20 protein-coding genes are annotated in these 17,546 nt (G+C 56.3%); 14 read left to right on the top strand and 6 right to left on the bottom strand.

The genetic code is table 11. From position 1 onward, the window contains the following. Nucleotides 1–9 precede the first annotated feature (9 nt). On the top strand, nucleotides 10–1,404 hold the full coding sequence (locus ABDK75_RS04825; protein ID WP_346005114.1) for a glycosyltransferase family 2 protein: 1,395 nt from the start codon (nucleotides 10–12) through the stop codon (nucleotides 1,402–1,404). On the opposite strand, the gene ABDK75_RS04820 is transcribed toward ABDK75_RS04825, so the two are convergent. Next, entirely contained in the window at nucleotides 1,394–1,945 is a 552-nt protein-coding gene (locus tag ABDK75_RS04820) for a biliverdin-producing heme oxygenase (protein WP_346005113.1), read from the bottom strand. The two genes, ABDK75_RS04825 and ABDK75_RS04820, sit on opposite strands and share 11 nt — an antisense overlap. A gap of 113 nt (nucleotides 1,946–2,058) precedes the next feature. Between ABDK75_RS04820 and ABDK75_RS04815 the strand changes: the two genes are divergently transcribed. From ABDK75_RS04815 to ABDK75_RS04805, 3 genes are all read left to right on the top strand, one after another. Further along, nucleotides 2,059–4,161, top strand: a complete 2,103-nt coding sequence (locus ABDK75_RS04815) for an AsmA family protein (protein ID WP_408874423.1) — start codon at nucleotides 2,059–2,061, stop codon at nucleotides 4,159–4,161. A gap of 83 nt (nucleotides 4,162–4,244) precedes the next feature. Next, entirely contained in the window at nucleotides 4,245–5,576 is a 1,332-nt protein-coding gene (locus ABDK75_RS04810) for an NCS2 family permease (protein WP_346005111.1), read from the top strand. 59 nt (nucleotides 5,577–5,635) lie between these two features. Then, on the top strand, nucleotides 5,636–6,403 hold the full coding sequence (locus ABDK75_RS04805; RefSeq protein ID WP_346005110.1) for a hypothetical protein: 768 nt from the start codon (nucleotides 5,636–5,638) through the stop codon (nucleotides 6,401–6,403). 131 nt (nucleotides 6,404–6,534) lie between these two features. On the opposite strand, the gene ABDK75_RS04800 is transcribed toward ABDK75_RS04805, so the two are convergent. Continuing rightward, a complete protein-coding gene (locus ABDK75_RS04800) occupies nucleotides 6,535–7,014 on the bottom strand; it encodes a hypothetical protein (RefSeq protein ID WP_211516066.1) in 480 nt (159 codons plus the stop codon). A gap of 11 nt (nucleotides 7,015–7,025) precedes the next feature. Continuing rightward, on the bottom strand, nucleotides 7,026–7,370 hold the full coding sequence (locus ABDK75_RS04795) for a hypothetical protein (protein WP_046902034.1): 345 nt from the start codon (nucleotides 7,368–7,370) through the stop codon (nucleotides 7,026–7,028). 137 nt (nucleotides 7,371–7,507) lie between these two features. Between ABDK75_RS04795 and ABDK75_RS04790 the strand changes: the two genes are divergently transcribed. The 5 genes from ABDK75_RS04790 (at nucleotide 7,508) to ABDK75_RS04770 (ending at nucleotide 11,766) form a co-directional block, all read left to right on the top strand. After that, entirely contained in the window at nucleotides 7,508–7,762 is a 255-nt protein-coding gene (locus ABDK75_RS04790; RefSeq protein ID WP_046902033.1) for a sulfurtransferase TusA family protein, read from the top strand. 98 nt (nucleotides 7,763–7,860) lie between these two features. Then, nucleotides 7,861–8,112 (top strand): exodeoxyribonuclease VII small subunit, encoded by a 252-nt coding sequence (locus tag ABDK75_RS04785; RefSeq protein ID WP_046901294.1) that lies wholly within the window; start codon nucleotides 7,861–7,863, stop codon nucleotides 8,110–8,112. Then, on the top strand, nucleotides 8,109–9,011 hold the full coding sequence (locus ABDK75_RS04780) for a polyprenyl synthetase family protein (RefSeq protein ID WP_346005109.1): 903 nt from the start codon (nucleotides 8,109–8,111) through the stop codon (nucleotides 9,009–9,011). The genes ABDK75_RS04785 and ABDK75_RS04780 overlap by 4 nt, the downstream gene beginning before the upstream one ends. A gap of 4 nt (nucleotides 9,012–9,015) precedes the next feature. Next, nucleotides 9,016–10,998 carry a 1-deoxy-D-xylulose-5-phosphate synthase gene (gene dxs, locus ABDK75_RS04775; protein WP_046901292.1) on the top strand — a complete coding sequence of 661 codons (1,983 nt, stop codon included), beginning with the start codon at nucleotides 9,016–9,018 and terminating at the stop codon, nucleotides 10,996–10,998. A 3-nt stretch (nucleotides 10,999–11,001) separates the two neighbouring features. Next, complete coding sequence (locus ABDK75_RS04770; RefSeq protein ID WP_346005108.1) at nucleotides 11,002–11,766, top strand: TlyA family RNA methyltransferase; 765 nt, start codon at nucleotides 11,002–11,004, stop codon at nucleotides 11,764–11,766. On the opposite strand, the gene ABDK75_RS04765 is transcribed toward ABDK75_RS04770, so the two are convergent. Next, nucleotides 11,717–12,301 carry a TetR/AcrR family transcriptional regulator gene (locus ABDK75_RS04765; RefSeq protein WP_346005107.1) on the bottom strand — a complete coding sequence of 195 codons (585 nt, stop codon included), beginning with the start codon at nucleotides 12,299–12,301 and terminating at the stop codon, nucleotides 11,717–11,719. The genes ABDK75_RS04770 and ABDK75_RS04765 overlap by 50 nt on opposite strands. Further along, the gene (locus ABDK75_RS04760; protein WP_346005106.1) at nucleotides 12,298–12,765 is read right to left on the bottom strand and encodes a nuclear transport factor 2 family protein; all 468 of its coding nucleotides are present in this window, start codon (nucleotides 12,763–12,765) and stop codon (nucleotides 12,298–12,300) included. Before ABDK75_RS04760 ends, ABDK75_RS04765 begins: the two co-directional genes overlap by 4 nt. 128 nt (nucleotides 12,766–12,893) lie before the next feature. Here ABDK75_RS04760 and rlmN point away from each other — a divergent pair, with 128 nt between their 5' ends. The 3 genes from rlmN to ABDK75_RS04745 all read left to right on the top strand — a co-directional run bounded on the left by rlmN (nucleotide 12,894) and on the right by ABDK75_RS04745 (nucleotide 15,923). Then, entirely contained in the window at nucleotides 12,894–14,105 is a 1,212-nt protein-coding gene (gene rlmN / locus ABDK75_RS04755) for a 23S rRNA (adenine(2503)-C(2))-methyltransferase RlmN (protein WP_346005105.1), read from the top strand. A gap of 73 nt (nucleotides 14,106–14,178) precedes the next feature. Continuing rightward, nucleotides 14,179–15,411 (top strand): argininosuccinate synthase, encoded by a 1,233-nt coding sequence (locus tag ABDK75_RS04750; protein WP_046901287.1) that lies wholly within the window; start codon nucleotides 14,179–14,181, stop codon nucleotides 15,409–15,411. Nucleotides 15,412–15,434: 23 nt separating this feature from the next. Then, nucleotides 15,435–15,923 carry an FKBP-type peptidyl-prolyl cis-trans isomerase gene (locus tag ABDK75_RS04745; RefSeq protein ID WP_086633024.1) on the top strand — a complete coding sequence of 163 codons (489 nt, stop codon included), beginning with the start codon at nucleotides 15,435–15,437 and terminating at the stop codon, nucleotides 15,921–15,923. A 36-nt stretch (nucleotides 15,924–15,959) separates the two neighbouring features. Here ABDK75_RS04745 and ABDK75_RS04740 read toward each other — a convergent pair whose 3' ends face one another. Beyond that, the gene (locus ABDK75_RS04740; protein ID WP_346005104.1) at nucleotides 15,960–16,502 is read right to left on the bottom strand and encodes a thymidine kinase; all 543 of its coding nucleotides are present in this window, start codon (nucleotides 16,500–16,502) and stop codon (nucleotides 15,960–15,962) included. Nucleotides 16,503–16,597: 95 nt separating this feature from the next. Here ABDK75_RS04740 and ABDK75_RS04735 point away from each other — a divergent pair, with 95 nt between their 5' ends. Both ABDK75_RS04735 and ABDK75_RS04730 read left to right on the top strand, forming a co-directional pair. Continuing rightward, on the top strand, nucleotides 16,598–17,083 hold the full coding sequence (locus ABDK75_RS04735; RefSeq protein WP_086633022.1) for a cytochrome c: 486 nt from the start codon (nucleotides 16,598–16,600) through the stop codon (nucleotides 17,081–17,083). Further along, a complete protein-coding gene (locus tag ABDK75_RS04730; protein WP_064274981.1) occupies nucleotides 17,080–17,529 on the top strand; it encodes a cytochrome c in 450 nt (149 codons plus the stop codon). The genes ABDK75_RS04735 and ABDK75_RS04730 overlap by 4 nt, the downstream gene beginning before the upstream one ends. The last annotated feature ends 17 nt before the right edge of the window (nucleotides 17,530–17,546 follow it).

Genomic DNA, 17,546 nt, shown 5'->3' with positions numbered 1-17,546 from the left:
CCCAGCCTTATGCCCAAAACAGCCGCTGTCCTGTTCGTCCATAACGAGGCCGACAACATCGGCTGGTGGCTAAGTCACCATGCCACGATTGGGTTCTCAACACTGATCGTCTGCGACGATCATTCAACTGACGGCACCTGGACTCTTCTTTCCAATGCCGCTTCATTTTACGACATTCGTCTTCAACGATCGGACAAGACCATCCCCGATCGTCTGGAGCGCCAGACAGCCTTTCAAAAGGCTGTTTTTGAACATGGGCGCACCGAATTCGATTGGATGATGATTCTTGCCGCAGACGAATATCTGCATCTTGAACAGGCCTCGTCTCTTGAAGAGTTTCTGGGTTCGGCAAATGGACAGCCCATTCCGGTAAACTGGTGTCTGTTTGGTTCCAATGGCCATGAAACACCGTCGCCCTTTGCCCCGAGCCAAGCCTTCACACATCACGCACTGCTTGAGACTGCGGACCACAGGGTCACGCGAACGCTTTTACCGGCTGACCGGTTCGAAAGCGCTTTTCCGGACCCTTTCGGACATATCAGTTCTCATCCTGACTGGTCTCAGGCACGCGTTCTTCATTACGCAGCAGGCGATCGCCAGAGCTTTTTCCAACGCGGTTCAAGTGAAACGCCAGAAGAGGCCTGGAAACATTTTGATCGCAATGATGCATTAGAAACAGGACCGCAGCGTTGGCTACCGGAAACGCGCCGAATTGCCGCTGCGCTTGTTCAGTCAGGTTTGACCGATCTTTACTGGCGCCTTCGCCAAACTGTGGTCCAGCATGACGAAAATACATTGGAAAAGCTTGGTCTCAGTGCCTCCGCGCTTTCTGCGGAAGATGACGGCACGTTTCCTGATTTTCAATTTTACGCGTTCAGTGAGACACAACCGTTCGTACTGGACCTTCACACAGAGCAACTCATTGCCCTTCCAGCGACTGATCTGGACCCTACCCGGCATGTCCGGATGATCCTTGCTGTCGAGGCCAGTTCAGTCTCGCCATATCCTGCATTTCTTTTTCCTGAACGCCCCTGCCAGGCGCCGTGCCTGACCATCACAGGCTCTCCATCACTTCTCGCAGCTGTTCCCTTACGTTTCCGCCCAGAAGACCAGAGTATGGCTTCTGCAATCACGGGGCAGAGTGTCAATCTTGAAACCCCTGATTCCACGCTACTTCCCCAGGAAGCCACGTCCGAGCTTTACGCACGCCTCACGGCTTTAATGGTGCTGAGCCAGGGCGGACACACACTGGAAGCGCTGCTTCGGGGCATTGAAAGACTTCCTGCCCCTGATGCAACTGCACTGGGGTGTGCAATTGCCATGCTCTCTCCCACAGAGGCAGAACAGTTGGCCGTCACATTCCCAGGGCTCGTTCCGTTGAGCGTCCGGCCCGTCAGTCCGTAACAGCTGCCTTCCGAAACAGATCAAACGTTGCCGTCACACCATCCATGACTGCAGCCCGATAAGTCGCATCCCCGGTGGAAAGTCGCTCACGCAGCATCTGAAGGAACGCGGGCCAGCCACCCTTTTCATGCGCTGCTGACAAATATTCCCGGGGTAGCCCTTCCCCCACATGCGCTGACAGCATCTTGCCGCCAAGGCGAGATCCTTCCAGCACATAGAGAGCACCCAGAGCACCTCCCGCTCCCGTTGGGGGATGCCAATCCAGCGCTGGGGGCAGTGAGTGGCCAAGAGTCTGTAGGTCGCGTTGCAAAAGATCAGTGCGACCGCTCCATGCTGGTAAATCATGCTGCGTGGCAAGCCACTGCTCCACAGCAGGCAACACCTTCGCATGGGCCTGCAGAAACGCCCCATAAGACGTTGGATCTGACAGATTGAAACGTGAATACGCCTGATCGACCCGTTCATGCACAGTGCGACTGACCTGACGCAAGGCTGTCAGGGGATCATGTTCGGCTCTGATATCGTTCACGGTTTCACTCATTTTCCACGCTCTTCGTGTCTTCAGGCGCAACTGGGTCGGCTGCAAATCGTATTCATACCAATGCAGTCATATTTCTTCTTCGGCCAGATTTTTCGTGATGTGGAGTTTCAATGATGAGTGATGCCTCGTCCCAAAAGGTTCGTCGCAAGCATCCTGTTCTAAAAGTAGCAGGCGGCTTTTTGGGCGCTCTCGCCATTGCCATCATCGTTCTGGTGCTTGTCTGGCAGTGGGACTGGTTCGTCCCGCTCATCAATCGCAAAGCCTCGGCGGCACTGCATCGCCCGGTCAGCATTGCTCATCTGCACGTTTCACCTGGCCTGCGCACCAGCGTCACGGTCGATGATCTGAAAATTTCCCAGCCCGAAGGCTTTGAAAAAGAAAAGGCCGACTTTGCGTCTGCCAAATCCCTGACAGTGAAAGTGGATGTCTGGCGCTATTTGACCGGACGTGGCCTTTTTATCCCGGTAATCCGCATGGATACGCCGAGAGGGGACATCATTTCCCTGATGAACGGCCGTAATAATTATACGTTCGGCGACACATCCAAAGATAACCAATCGGCCTCATCCTCAAGCACAACAACGCTACCGGATCTCGGCGAAATCGACATCCAGAATGCGGACATTCATCTGGCACTTGCTCAGTTGAAAACGGATATGCATGTGCTTGTTCACACGACACCGGCTCAGGCCAACCAAAAAGGAAACGTCGTCGTTGATCTCAAGGGGCGCTACGCTCAGGCACCAATCAACGGGCATATTGTTGGTGGGGCTCTTCTCTCGCTCACCAAGCCTGCTGAACCGTATCCCATTGATGGGCGCATCGCTAATGGCCCAACTTACGTAACCCTCAAGGGAACGGTCGACGACCCGCTTCACTTCAAGGGAACAAAGCTCGCCCTTCACTTCGCGGGCCCAGACATGTCTTTGCTTTATGGACTGACGGGTGTTCCTGTGCCGCACACTCCGGCCTACAGCATCACGGGCAACCTCGGATATTCCGAAAATGCCATTCGTTTCCAGAAATTTGAAGGGAAGATGGGATCGTCTGACATTGGTGGAGACATCAACGTCAATCCCCACCTGAATCCACCTTTCGTTGAGGCTGCCCTACACTCGCGCTCAGTCGACCTGGCGGATCTGGGAGGATTCATCGGAGCAAAAACAGGCGAGGCAAAGAAAACCGCTCCTCCAAGCAAAAGCGTGCTGCCCGATCAGAAAATCAATGTTCCCAAGCTGAATGCTGTGAATGCACACGTGACCTATCACGGTGATCATATCCGCAACGAAAACCTACCGCTGGACAATATTGATACGGAGTTCGAGGTCAAAGACGGCGCCATTGATCTTAAACATCTGACTTTTGCGACAGGATCTGGGAAAATCAGCGCCGCTGCGACCCTGGAACCAACGAAGAATGAGCAGTTCCGGACCAAGTTTCGTCTTGATGTTTCTCGTCTCCCCCTCTCTCAGATCATGAAAGCAACAGACACCTTCAAAGGTGAAGGAACGATCGGTGGCCATGTCACGCTGACATCAACAGGAAATTCTGTCGCATCGCTGGTCGCGAACGGAGATGGCGGAACCACACTTGTGCTGGACCGGGGCGGAGACGTTACGGCTCTTCTCCCGGATCTGCTGGGGCTAAAGCTGGGATCAGCAGTTTTGTCCGCTCTTGGAATTCCAAACCGATCGAGACTTGAATGTCTTGTCGCTGATATGCCGCTGGACAGCGGCATTCTGAAAACCAAGTCTCTACTGCTCCAGACAGAAACCACCCGCACGACCGGAACGGGAACAGTCAATTTCCACAACGATACTCTCGACTATGCTGTCACCACCCGCTCAATTCACCCGCAGATCCTCTCTCTTCCAGGCGCAGTGCATATTTTTGGCCCTCTCAGCGGACCCAATATTCTGCCCGGCGCAGAACTGGTAGGGCGTGTTGCAGCGTCCGTAGGCCTTGGTGTTCTCTTCCCGCCTGCTGCGCTCATCCCAACCATTCAGTTGGGTGTTGGGGAAGGCTCAGCCTGTGAACGTGCCGTACGGGAAGCCAACACGAACCCGGCTGCCGGCATTGCGCCAGGCGGGACGACAGGAGGTGGAGCAAGCAGTGTGCCACATCCGTCAAAAGCGGCATCTTCTGGCAAGCCTGCGAAGCGCCTGACACCCGCTCAGGTCAAAAAAGCATGGGCTCAAAAAACGAACCCGAAATGAAAAATCACCAAGGCCCCATGGCGGAATGAACTTTTTTCACTATAGCTGAGCAAAATTTTCATTCCCGCCGGAGTGCCTGATCGTTGCTGTCCACACTCGACCGCTGGTTTCATATTTCCGCCCGCGGCTCCACCGTTCCGCGTGAGATCATCGCTGGCCTGACGGTTTTCGGGGCCATGGCCTATATCGTCGCTGTCAATCCAGCCATTCTGTCGGCGGCGGGACTGGATCGCCACGACATGGTCATGACCACGATTGCAGGAGCAGTTGCTGGCACACTGCTCATGGCTTTGTGGGCGAGACTGCCAATCGCTCTAGCTCCGGCCATGAGCAGCAACGTTCTGTTCGCGCAGGTTGTCGTTCAGCAGGCCCATGTGAGCCCACGGACCGCCTTTACAGTCGTGCTTTTCAGCGGTCTGTGCTTCACAGCACTTTCTCTCAGCCAGATACGCCAGCGCATTATCCGCGGGTTTCCGCCTTCAATTGTCCTGGGCATTCAAGTCGCTCTGGGCGCTTTCATCGCACGCATCGGCCTCACTACCAGTGGTATTGCCGTCCCTACGGCTCAAGGGCTGACGTTCGGTTCTCTGAGTGATCCGTCCGTTATTCTCAGCCTAGCCGGCGTGCTTCTCTGTGCCGTTCTCGTGGTTCTGAGAGTACCCGCCGGGCTTCTTCTGGCGATTCTGACACTGACCGTGGCAGGCCTGTTCATCCATACTGATAAGGGCGCAATCACGACCCTGCCCACGCATATGGTGGACTGGCCGCATTATCCCACCAATCTGTTTCTTCCTTTTGATTTTGCCGGTTTTTTCTCCCACCTCGGCCTTCTGATTCCCATCACGCTCTACTTCCTCATCAGTGATTTTTTTGATGCGACGGCAACGATGATGAGTGTTGCCCATCGTGCAGGTCTGGACGGAACGCCCGAGAAACCGGCGCTGGATCATCGTGCTTTTGCATCTGATGGCGCAGCCAGCATCATTGGGGCCAGCCTCGGGACGTGTACGGTTTCAGCTTATGTCGAAAGCCTCGCAGGTGTCGAAGCTGGAGGCCGAACTGGCCTGAGCGCCTTGATCGTCGCCCTGCTTTTCGCAGCTTCTTCCATTTTCTGGCCACTGATTACAGCTATCCCGGCTATCGCGACGGCGCCTGTTCTGGTTCTGGTCGGACTCAATATACTTGGCAGCCTCCACCGCGTGGCCTCCAATCCGTCCGATGCTATTCCGCCCCTCACGATGCTGCTCATCGCCGGGATCACCGGAAATTTCATGCTCAGCCTGTCCTGCGGCTTGCTGCTTTATACGGGATTGGCCCTCGCATTACGGGACTTCAAACGCCTTACGCCAATTGTGCTCGGCCTCGATGCTGCGTTTCTTTTCTATATGGTTCTGCAAAGCCACATGGGCAGCTAACAAACTTTGACCGCTCAGTTTTAAGCGTTTCTTAAGGGGAGATAGAACACTATCTCCCCATGAACGCAGCCCCACACATCTTCATTGCGACACCCTGCTTTGGGGGAACAGTTACCCAGGCATACATGCAGTCCATTATCAGCTGCATGAGTGAAGCACCTTCTCACAATATTCGCCTGACGCTCTCGACACTAGGAAGCGACGCCTTGATTACACGGGCACGTAATACGCTTCTTCACCAGTTCATAACCCAAACAGACGCTACACACCTGTTATTTGCAGACAGTGACATTGGTTTTTCGTTTGCAGATATTCAAGCACTTCTAAACGCCGACAAGCCGGTTATCGGCGGAGCCTACCCGCTCAAATCTCACTACTGGGACCATAATACCCAGCGGTTCATGGGCAAAGGCGAACCCCCGGAGAGCGCCAGCCTACGCTATGTTGGCGACTGCTCTGCGCTGTATGACACTTCACCGCCAGCCGAAATTGCTTCCGTTTCTTACATCGGAACTGGCTTCATGCTGCTGACGCGCTCCACAATCAGCCAGATGATGAGCGCCTATCCCGAGACCGAATATGCTCGCATCGATGCTCAACAGAGTGGCCATCCCACCGATCCTTCGATCCCAAAGAATCCTTTTGCCTTGTTCGACTGCATGATTGACCCGGAGACGAGGACATATCTCTCCGAAGACTTCGCGTTTTGTCGTCGATGGCTCAAAATCGGCGGAAGCGTCTGGCTTCATCGGGGACTGCGCCTGTCCCACACTGGTCCTGCGACATTCCAGGGCAATCCCCAAAACAGGATTTTCGCGCTTCGTTAAATACCCATAAAAATCAGATTAAATAATTGGCATATTCAGCTACGCCACTATTCGGTCATAATATACCGATTTAAGGTAAACCTGCGATGTCGGGAGCGTGATGCATACAGGTCCCCGGCATCGCTCTCGCTTTAAGCCTGAACGGCTCTCCTGAAATAATCGACATTGGCCGTAGGGTCTGCCGCGCCAAGCGGGGTGTTGTAATGCACCTTGTGATATCGGCTTAAGGCAAACGGATCTTGCGGAGCAGGCAGTGCTTCCCGAACACGGTAAAACCGGATTCGCGCCATCGCACAGGCATATCGTAAATTACTGACCATCTGCGCACTGCGTGGCAGATCATGAGCCAGCATGTTTTCCAGAATGCCAGCATATGGCTGGCCAACCGGGAAACGTAAAAAGTTAGCCCAGCAATCGTCGTGGGTTGCAGGTTCCATTTGCCACAGCCCCAACGCTGGCCCTCCCCCAATCTGCTTTACATAGGCTCCTCTGCTCTCAGCCAATGCCGTGCCCGTCAGAAGATTAACGGCTGCTGTCCCGCCCAGTCCGAGCGCTGCAAGAGCTGGCTCCACCACCAGATGCTTGAGTTGTCCGACATCAAGACCCTCCATGATTCGTCCCCTCAATGCGTGCTGAGAGACAGAGCGAAATGCACCATCCCAGTTCCGAGGATGGATGTTGCCAGCGTCACTATCGCCGTCAAAACAGCCCGGCCACCGATCAGACGGTCCAGCTTTCCATTCACAATCCTGTTACCATTATCGACTTTGGTCTCCAGGGATTTCATCTGATCCCGCAAAGAACTGATTTCCTGCCGCATCTCCGTACGCAGTTGTTCGTACCGATCTGACAACCCCCCAGCGACTGTTTCCAGTCGAAGAACACGGTCTTCCAAAATACGGATCGTGTAAGCCCGATGCTCATTTCCCTCGGAAGACGGCGACCTTTCAGAGATCTGTTTTTCCATGTGTTCCTCAAAAACAAAAAAAGCGCCCCGAAGGACGCTTTGTGGCATTGAGCCATAGTTATAGAAAAACCGTGCTATTCCGGCAATGGGAAATCCGTTACTTGGCCCACGGCACGGCGCAGGGCATAACAGACGTCATGACGATACCTCCGACGGAGACCCTGCTGGACCTGCGCGGTCTTGCCTGCCCCATGCCCGTTCTCAAGGCGAACCGCGCCCTGCGTGACATGGCGCCCGGAACGCGCCTCCGTATTCTGGCAACGGATCGCGCTTCAGTGGCGGATTTCCAGTCTTATTGCCGCGAAACAGGCCATGCGATGGTGGCATTCACAGAGAGCGCTGGCGTTCTTTCATTTGTCATCCGCAGGCGTGCAGAAACGCAACCCTCCTGAGGAAACTCCCCCGTTCCCAAGCACAGGGCTGGCAAAACCTGTCATCTGGCTGTAATCCCTCGCTACCTTGTTTCCCAAAGCGTGTCTTGAGGCTTTCCATGCCCGAACCCATTGATGCCATGTCTTTCGAAGATGCCCTCTCCGAGCTGGAGCGGATCGTCCGTGGCCTTGAAGGCGGACAGATGAAGCTTGAAGACGCCATTTCTGCCTATGAACGCGGTGCCGCCCTACGCAAGCACTGCGATGCAAAGCTGGGAGAGGCCGAGATGCGTGTGCGCGCCATTGTCCAGAACGATGACGGCAGCACAGGCACGGAGCCTCTTGCCGATACCGGAGAGACCGGCCGATGAGTGCCACCACGCCCACCTCCCTCAAGGAGGCTCTCGCCCACGCCTGCACGGACATCGAAGCAACAATCGACGCCGTGCTCCCGATGGTGCCGGGTGACGAATCCATTCTTCTTGAAGCCATGCGCTACGCTGCCCTTGGTGGCGGAAAGCGTCTTCGTGGCTTTCTGGCCGTAGAAGTTGCGTCTCTATTTGGTGCAGACCGCAAGGCTGCGCTGCGCGTTGCGGCGTCAGTCGAACTGCTGCACGCATATTCTCTTGTGCATGATGATCTCCCGTCCATGGATGACGATGATCTCCGTCGTGGGCGTCCCTCCACGCACCGTCAGTTTGACGAAGCCATTGCCATTCTTGCCGGCGACGCTCTTCAGACGCGGGCTTTCGAGATCCTTCTTGAGGATGAAACGTCTTCCGACGCCACCATCCGCTCCAACCTCGCACTGGCCCTGGCTCGTGCCTCAGGCGCAGCGGGAATGGTTGGTGGCCAGGTCATCGATATCCGGGGTGAAGGCCGTGCCCTCCCTCTGGATGAAGTCCGTCGCCTACATGCCCTGAAAACAGGTGCCCTGATCCGCTATGCAGCCGAATCAGGAGCGATTCTGGCTGGTGTGACGGATGATCGCCGGGACGCCATCGTCGCCTACGGCCAGAATCTTGGAACAGCCTTTCAGGTTGCAGACGATGTTCTGGACACGACCGCAAGCGCCGAGGAACTCGGCAAAACTGCTGGCAAGGACGAAGCCAGCGGCAAATCCACTTATGTCTCCCTGCTTGGCATTGACGGAGCCCGCGCCGAGGCCCGCCGCCTGAGCGATCAGGCCCGGGAGGCCCTTTCATCTTTCGGCGCACAGGCCGCGGCCCTCAGGGCTCTTGCAGACTACGTCGTCGAGCGCAGGAACTGATTTCATGAGCAACCCGTCTTCCACGATTCCTACATACGGCCGCTATCCAGTTTTGGACCGCGTGACCCTGCCGTCAGATATGCGGAATCTTTCCGTCGATCAGCTTAAGCAGCTTGCCGACGAACTGCGCTCCGAAACGGTTGACGCCGTTTCCACAACCGGCGGCCACCTTGGCGCCTCTCTTGGTGTCGTCGAACTGACCGTTGCGCTACACGCCGTATTCAACACCCCGGATGACCGTATCATCTGGGATGTTGGCCATCAGGCTTACCCGCACAAGATCCTGACAGGCCGTCGTGATCGGATCCGTACCCTGCGTCAGCCGGAAGGCCTGTCCGGCTTCACCCGCCGCGCAGAAAGCGAATACGACCCGTTCGGTGCCGCTCATTCGTCCACGTCCATTTCTGCCGGTCTTGGCATGGCTGTGGCCCATCATCTGCGCGCGGAAGAAGATCCGAGCTACCATGAGCGCAACGTGATTGCGGTCATTGGTGACGGCTCTATCTCCGCTGGCATGGCCTACGAAGCCATGAACAACGCCGCTGTTGCAGGTCCGGGCGCGAACCGCCTGATCGTGGTGCTGAACGACAACGAAATGTCGATCGCACCGCCTGTCGGTTCGATGTCGAACTACCTGTCCCGCCTGATGTCTTCGCGCCAGTTCTTCGGTCTGCGTGACTTGGCTGGCAAGGTTGCCAAGCGCCTGCCCGGCAAGATCGAGCGGACGGCCAAACGCGCTGAAGAATATGCCCGTGGCATGATCACAGGTGGCACGCTGTTTGAAGAGCTGGGTTTCTACTATGTCGGCCCGGTTGACGGCCATGACATGAACCAGCTCGTCCCCATCCTGCGCAACCTGCGCGATGCGGACGATCAAGGCCCGATCCTGCTCCACATCATCACGGAAAAAGGCCGCGGCTATAAGCCCGCCGAAGCTGCGGGCGACAAATATCACGCTGTCAGCAAATTCAATGTGGTGACAGGCGAGCAGAAGAAGGCTCCGGCTGGACCGCCAAGCTACACGTCGATTTTCAGTCGCGAACTCCTGCGTCGCGCAAAGACAGACGACAAGCTTGTTACCATCACGGCAGCCATGCCTTCCGGCACCGGTCTTACAGCTTTCGCCAAGGCTTATCCGGACCGCTTCTTTGACGTCGGCATTGCCGAACAGCACGCCGTCACCTTTGCGGCAGGCATTGCGTCCGAAGGCCTGCGTCCATTCTGCGCCATTTACTCCACGTTCCTACAGCGCGCCTATGATCAGGTCGTGCACGACGTGGCGCTTCAGAACCTTCCTGTCCGCTTCGCCATCGACCGCGCTGGTCTGGTCGGTGCTGATGGCGCGACGCATGCCGGGTCTTTCGACCTGAACTACCTGTGCTGCCTACCAAACATGGTCGTGATGGCACCGTCGGACGAAATCGAGCTGCTGCACGCTACGGCAACGGCTTGCGAATACGACGCTGGCCCGATTGCTTTCCGTTACCCTCGTGGCAGCGGCATCGGCCTCGACCTTCCGGAAAAGGGCGAAGTGCAGGAGATCGGCAAGGGCCGCATCGTTCGCGAAGCACGTCAGGCACCCGGCGCCCGCGCAGGTGTCGCCATCCTGTCGCTCGGTACACGTCTGCACGAATCTCTGCGCGCAGCGGACCAGCTGGCCGCTCAGGGCGTTCCGGTCACGGTAGCAGATGCCCGCTTCGCCAAGCCGATCGATACGAAGCTCGTTGATGATCTGGTCAGCCAGCATGAAGTTCTCATCACCCTTGAAGAAGGTGCGATTGGCGGCTTCAGCAGCCTGGTTGTGCAGCACCTTGCAGAAACCGGTCTGCTGGATACGGTGAAATTCCGTCCACTAGCTCTCCCGGACAGGTACATCGATCATAATGCCCCTGACGTTCAGTATGACGAAGCTGGCCTGACAGCTCCGCATATCGTTCGTACGGCAGCAGCCGCACTGGGCGTCGAAGTCGTCCAGCAGTCTGCCTGAGACATGGCCAAACGCCGCGCAGACCAGCTCCTCGTTGATCGGGGGCTGGTTGACAGCCGAACTCGTGCCCAGTCCCTCATTATGGCAGGTCTTGCCTATACGGGGGATCGGCGCATCGCCAAGGCTGGAGACCAGCTTCCAGAGGATGCCCCCCTGTCCCTCAAAGGGCAGGATCATCCCTGGGTATCTCGCGGCGGCCTAAAACTCATTCACGGCATCGAGCATTTCGGGCTAGACCCCAAAGGTCGTATTGCCATTGATGTCGGTGCCTCAACGGGCGGATTTACGGATGTCCTTCTCACGCACGGCGCGACGAAAGTTTATGCCGTTGATGTCGGGCACGGTCAGCTTGCTTGGAAAATCCGCTCTGATGAACGCGTCGTGGTCATGGAAAAGACGAACGCGCGCGCGCTCACAGCGGAACAGATTCCTGAACGCGCAGGCATCGTCGTTTGCGACGCCAGCTTTATCAGCCTTAAGACCGTGCTGGCCGCCGCGCTTAAGCTAACAACCCCGGATGCCTGGGCAATCGCTCTGATCAAGCCGCAATTTGAAGCCGGGCGAAACGAAGTCGGCGCAAAGGGCGTGGTACGGGACCCCGCCGTTCACGAACGCGTCTGTGCCGAAATCTATGAGTGGCTTTCGGCCACTCCAGGGTGGGAAGTTCTGGGCGTTGAAGCCAGTCCCATTACCGGCCCCGAAGGCAATCGGGAATTTCTCATTGCCGCTCGTCGTAATGGCCCGCTGGAAGATCCAGACGCAGCTTGAACGCCTCAAGACGACGTTTGAAAACATCTGCGTCGCCTCGAGCATGGGCCAACACCAATGCCCCCTGAATGCCACTGACGATTTCCTCAGACAGATCAACAGCGTCGCTTTTCGAGCGCCCCTGCCGCTGGAGCGCCTGAGACAGACTTTCCTGCCAGCGCAGAAAATAGTTTCTAATCTGCATAGCAAACGATGTGTCTACGCTCAGGGCCAGCAACCCCATCAGACAGATTCTCTGACCTGACCTAAAGTACTGCTCAGTACCTTCGAACATTGCTGTTAGGCCGACCTTGGGGTCTTCTTCCGTTTCTAGAGGACTAAAAATTTCAGCATCGAACCACTGCTGGATATGCTCCAGGACTTCAGCAGCCATCTGCTTCTTCCCTTCCGGAAAGAAATTGTAGAGGCTGCCTTTTCCCAGCCCGGTCGCAGCTGTGAAGCGACTGAGAGACGCCCCCTCGTACCCATACTGACGAAATACCTCAGCGATATTTTGTAAGATGGCAGTACGGCTACGGCCGCCTGATCCCGTCATAGCCCCAAATCACTCAGTCCAGGATGTCCCTCAGGTCGAACCTTGCCTTCCCAGTAGAACAGGCGTTGAGCGTCCTTGATTGGCACATCATTGATGCTAGCATGCCGCTCTGCCATCAGGCCTGCCTCGTCAAAACCCCAGTTTTCATTCCCGTGCGATCGCCACCATTGGCCCTGCCCATCTCGCCACTCATAAACAAAGCGGACGGCGATCCGGTTCTCGTGAAATGCCCAAAGCTCCTTAATCAGCCGATACTCACGCTCCTTCTCCCATTTTCTCGTCAGGAATGCCTTAATTTCAGACCGTCCGTGAACAAACTGATCCCGGTTTCGCCAACGACTGTCGGCCGTATAGGCCAGCGCAACTGTCTCCGGATCTTGACGGTTCCAGGCATCTTCAGCCGCTCGAACTTTCTGAAGAGCGGTGTCCCGCGTGAATGGGGGCACAGGCGAACGCGTTTGCATGTCGTACCTTTCAGAACCAAAGAAGAAACCATATTTTGTACCGAATGGTACAAAGAGTCTAATCTTTCTTGCACCACCTCACTTTCCCTTGGAAATCTGCGCCCTCCCCGTGCTATGGCTCCGCCGCCATGACCGCTTTGAAACATCCCGACACCCTCCCCCGTATCAATTCCATCGCTTCAGATGATCTGAATGAGGCGGAGCGCGAACGCATTCGCGCAAAGTCCGCCCTGTTCGCCCCACCTGAGGCACGATTGGAAGACGGACGGCGTGATCTGGTCGGAATGTCACGCGAAGAGCTGGCAACCCTGATGACGGAAATTGGCGAAAAGCCTTTCCGCGCAAAACAGATCTGGCACTGGATCTACCATCAGGGTGCCACCGACTTCTCGAAGATGAGCACAATCGCCAAACCCCTTCAGGCGAAACTTGCAGACCACTTCATCGTCGGCCGCCCGACGACAACGACGGAACAGACGTCGGTGGATGCAACGCGGAAATTTCTTTTCCGCTTTCGCGACGGTCAGGAAGCTGAAACAGTTTATATTCCTGATCGTAAGGAAGACCGTGGCGCTGTCTGCATTTCGTCGCAGGTCGGATGTACGCTCTCCTGCACGTTCTGCCACACAGGGACGCAGAAGCTCGTTCGCAACCTCGGCCCAGCAGAAATTGTCGGACAGTTCATGGCGGCACGAGACAGTTACAATGAGTGGCCTAGCCCAAGCGCGGACATGCCACGCTTTCTCTCCACCATCGTTCTGATGGGAATGGGTGAACCACTCTACAACTACGACAACGTCGCCAAAGCCATGCGCATCGTCATGGATGGAGAAGGCATTGCCCTCTCCAGGCGCCGCATCACGCTGTCCACGTCAGGCGTCGTGCCGATGATGGATCGCTGTGGTGAAGAACTGGGCGTAGGCCTCGCTATTTCCCTGCATGCGGTCACGAACGAACTGCGCGATCAGATTGTCCCTCTGAACCGCAAGTACCCGATCGAGGAACTGATGGCGGCCTGCAAGCGTTATCCTGCAGCATCCAACTCCCGTCGCATCACCTTCGAATACATCATGCTGCGCGGTGTGAATGACAGCGAAGCCGACGCGAGGGAGCTGGTGCGCCTGATCAAGGACCTGTCGGCGAAAGTGAACCTTATTCCTTTCAATCCGTGGCCAGGATCAGAGTTCCGTCCCTCCACAAAAGAGCAGCTCGCAAAGTTTGCAAAGATCGTGATGGATGCAGGATTTGCAGCCCCGATCCGTACACCGCGTGGCCAGGACATTCTTGCAGCCTGCGGACAGCTCAAAACCGAAAGTGAGCGTCAGCGCAAAAGCGTCTGACGCCCGGTTTCCCTCACGGACGCGGGATGCTAGAAACGCCTTCCGAACGAACACCATTAAGGACCACGCAGTTATGAGCGCCCATCAGGACGTCAAGAAAGTCGTTCTCGCCTATTCCGGCGGGCTGGACACTTCGGTCATCCTTCGATGGCTCCAGAAGACCTATAACTGCGAGGTCGTGACCTTTACGGCTGACCTTGGTCAGGGCGAAGAGCTGGAGCCGGCCCGCAAGAAGGCCGAGATGTTCGGCGTGAAGGAAATCTTCGTCGAGGATCTGCGCGAGACCTTCGTGAAGGACTACGTCTTCCCGATGTTCCGCGCGAACACGGTTTATGAAGGCCAGTACCTCCTTGGTACGTCCATCGCCCGTCCGCTGATCGCCAAGCGTCAGATCGAAATCGCCGAAGCTGTTGGTGCAGATGCCGTGGCGCATGGCGCAACCGGCAAGGGCAACGATCAGGTCCGTTTCGAACTTGGCTACTATGCCCTGAAGCCGGACGTGAAAGTCATTTCCCCATGGCGCGAATGGGAACTAACATCCCGGACGAAGCTGCTGGAATTCGCTGAAGAAAACCAGATCCCCGTTACGAAGGACAAGCGCGGGGAGGCTCCGTTCTCCGTTGACGCTAACCTTCTGCACTCCTCGTCCGAAGGCAAGTTGCTCGAAGATCCGGCTGTCGCGCCTGACGAAATCGTCTTCCAGCGCACCATCTCCCCGGAAGCCGCGCCGGACAAGGCTACGGAAATCAGCATCGACTTCGTGAATGGTGACCCAGTTGCCATCAACGGCGTTGCGATGACCCCGGCAACACTGCTGACACGCCTGAACGAACTAGGCCGCGACAACGGCATCGGCCGTCTGGACATCGTGGAGAACCGCTTTGTGGGCATGAAGTCCCGCGGCATTTACGAAACGCCAGGTGGCACGATCCTGCTGGCCGCTCATCGATCCATCGAGAGTATCACGCTGGATCGTGAAGCTGCCCACCTCAAGGACAGCATCATGCCCCGCTATGCGGAGCTGATCTATAACGGTTTCTGGTTCTCCCCAGAGCGCCGGATGCTTCAGGCTCTGATTGATGCCAGCCAGCATTCCGTCAACGGCCGTGTCCGCATGAAACTCTATAAGGGCAATGTCGTTTGCGTCGGACGCGAAAGCCCGAACAGCCTGTATGATACCCGCGTCGTGACATTTGAAGATGACGAGGGCGCGTATAACCAGCAGGACGCACAGGGCTTTATCAAGCTCAATGCCCTGCGCCTGCGTCTGGGTGGTCAGATTGGCCGCCGCGGCGGGGCACTCTAAGTACAAACCAGTAGCGGGGGACCATGACCAGCCTGTTTCGCCTTACATCAGCCTTGACCCTTTGCGGCGCACTCCTTGCAGGATGCGCCGGACACAAGGAAGACGCGCCAGAACTGACGCCCGAACAGTTCATGGCGAAGGTCCAGGCGGAACCGGGTGTCAAAACCCTCCCGGATGGCCTGAGCTACAAGGTTCTGAAGTCCGGCCCCAAAGATGGTGAAAGCCCACATCGTGGCTCCACCATCATGGTGATCTATGAAGGACGCCTGCCAGACGGCGGAATTTTTGACAGCTCTGACCAGCATGGCAGCGGTGCCTACATGGAAATGCCGCTGGATGGCCTGGTTGATGGCTGGCTCGAAGCTCTGCCAATGATGCACGTTGGCGATGAATGGATGCTCTATCTTCCAGCCAAGCTAGGCTACGGGAAGCGCTCCATGGGCATCATTCCGCCCAACAGCCCACTCATCTTCAAGCTCCAGCTTCTGGGCGTCAATAACGGACAGCAGTAAGTCCTGCTGTTTCACTTCAGCTCTGCCAGAGACGCCTCAGGGCATCTCTGGCAGGCACCAGTGCTCATCGCACCGCGCTTCATAAAGCTCCTGATCTCCCGTTTCGAGAAGATGCCCAGTCTCATGTGTCTTGGCAGTCCACTGGGCTGGCTGATTGCAGACATGGCACCGAGCTTCCAGATGAATAATTTCATCGGCGAACTGCATGAGCCTCGATACAATTTCAAACGGCTTCTGGCGATAATCACTATCCAGGCCGCCGACAGTGACAGTTGCTCCGCGCAATCGGGCCGACTGTAACTCTGCAACGATATCTCCCTCGTAATGAGGTGAGACCATGAACTGCACTTCATCCAGAACAATGTGTGAATAGTTTTCGGAATGAGACGGCCAGCGCCGCACGGAACGCGCTGCGAAATGTGAGCCATCCCGACTGACCAGTTCTGCACCGTCACGCGTATCGAATCCCGGCTTCAGTGCCAGAACGCGTTCATCCGCAGACGCAGCCTTGATCAGATGCGAAGATTTTCCTGCAAACATTGGCCCCACATACAGTACCAGACGTCCCTTGCCGCTCATGCTTTCTCCTTCTGATGCGCCCATGAGCCCTATCGGGACGGTTTTGCCAAGAGCCACCCTTGCTGAACGCACTATGAAAATGCGACAAACCTTCTGTGATCAGATTAGACCCAGCAATCCGGCTTCCCCTGTTTATTGCCATTTTCATGGCAATTGTCTTTGTGGTTGGCCATGCGTGGGAAAATCGTGAACAGGCTCCTCGAGAATATTCGAACGAGTGCAGTATCTGCCATCATGGTGGCCATGGGCAGGTGCGAGCCGTTGCTCCAATCTTCGGGCGGGTTGGGCATATTGCCCTGACTCCGGAAGGCCATCGCTACATTATCCACGTGCTGCTGAACGGTCTTGACGGACCGATCACAGCGGGTGGCGCTCCTTACAACAGTTCCATGCCATCATTTCATCGCCTTTCAGATGATGAAATTGCACGGATCCTGACATTTGTTGGAGGGAAAGAAATGGCCGCAGGGGGCCCAACATTCACGGCTGCCGAGATAGCTGAAGAGCGCAAACATCCGCTGTCACCTCAGGAAGTTCTGCTTGAACGCCAGAAACTGGAACAGCAGTCCCCTCTCCCATGAAACGGATTGCTTTTCTTGGTTGTCTCGCACTTGCCTGCTGCGGGAAGAAACCGGCTGGCCAGGCCGTTTATGGGCCCAACTGCGGTATCTGCCACCATGGCGGAAGTGGAATGCCTGGGGAAACACCGCCCCTCGTAGGCCGAGTGGATTTCATCGCCCAAACACCTGAGGGTCGCCACTATCTCGCGAATGTTCTTCTGAATGGCCTCCGTGGCAGTTTCACCACTCAGGGCTATCGCTATAACTATTCCATGCCCGCATATCGTGATCGCCTCACTGACCAGCAAATTGCTGATACCCTGAACTGGCTGATTGCACGCGGCAATATCAAGCCTTCCCCCACCATCACGCCAGCCGAGGTCGCCAGTGCACGTGCACAGCAGGGTGACCCGGCAGCGAGTTATCAAGAACGACAGCTCCTAGAGCAGAAGCAGCCGCTTCCCTGAGAGCATGACCTTTCCCC

Origin of the sequence: Gluconobacter sp. OJA, from assembly GCF_039638325.1 — a bacterium.
Classification (GTDB): domain Bacteria; phylum Pseudomonadota; class Alphaproteobacteria; order Acetobacterales; family Acetobacteraceae; genus Gluconobacter; species Gluconobacter cerinus.
The sequence above is the reverse complement of the archived record's forward strand: the minus strand, read 5'-3'. Positions and strand labels throughout refer to the sequence as shown.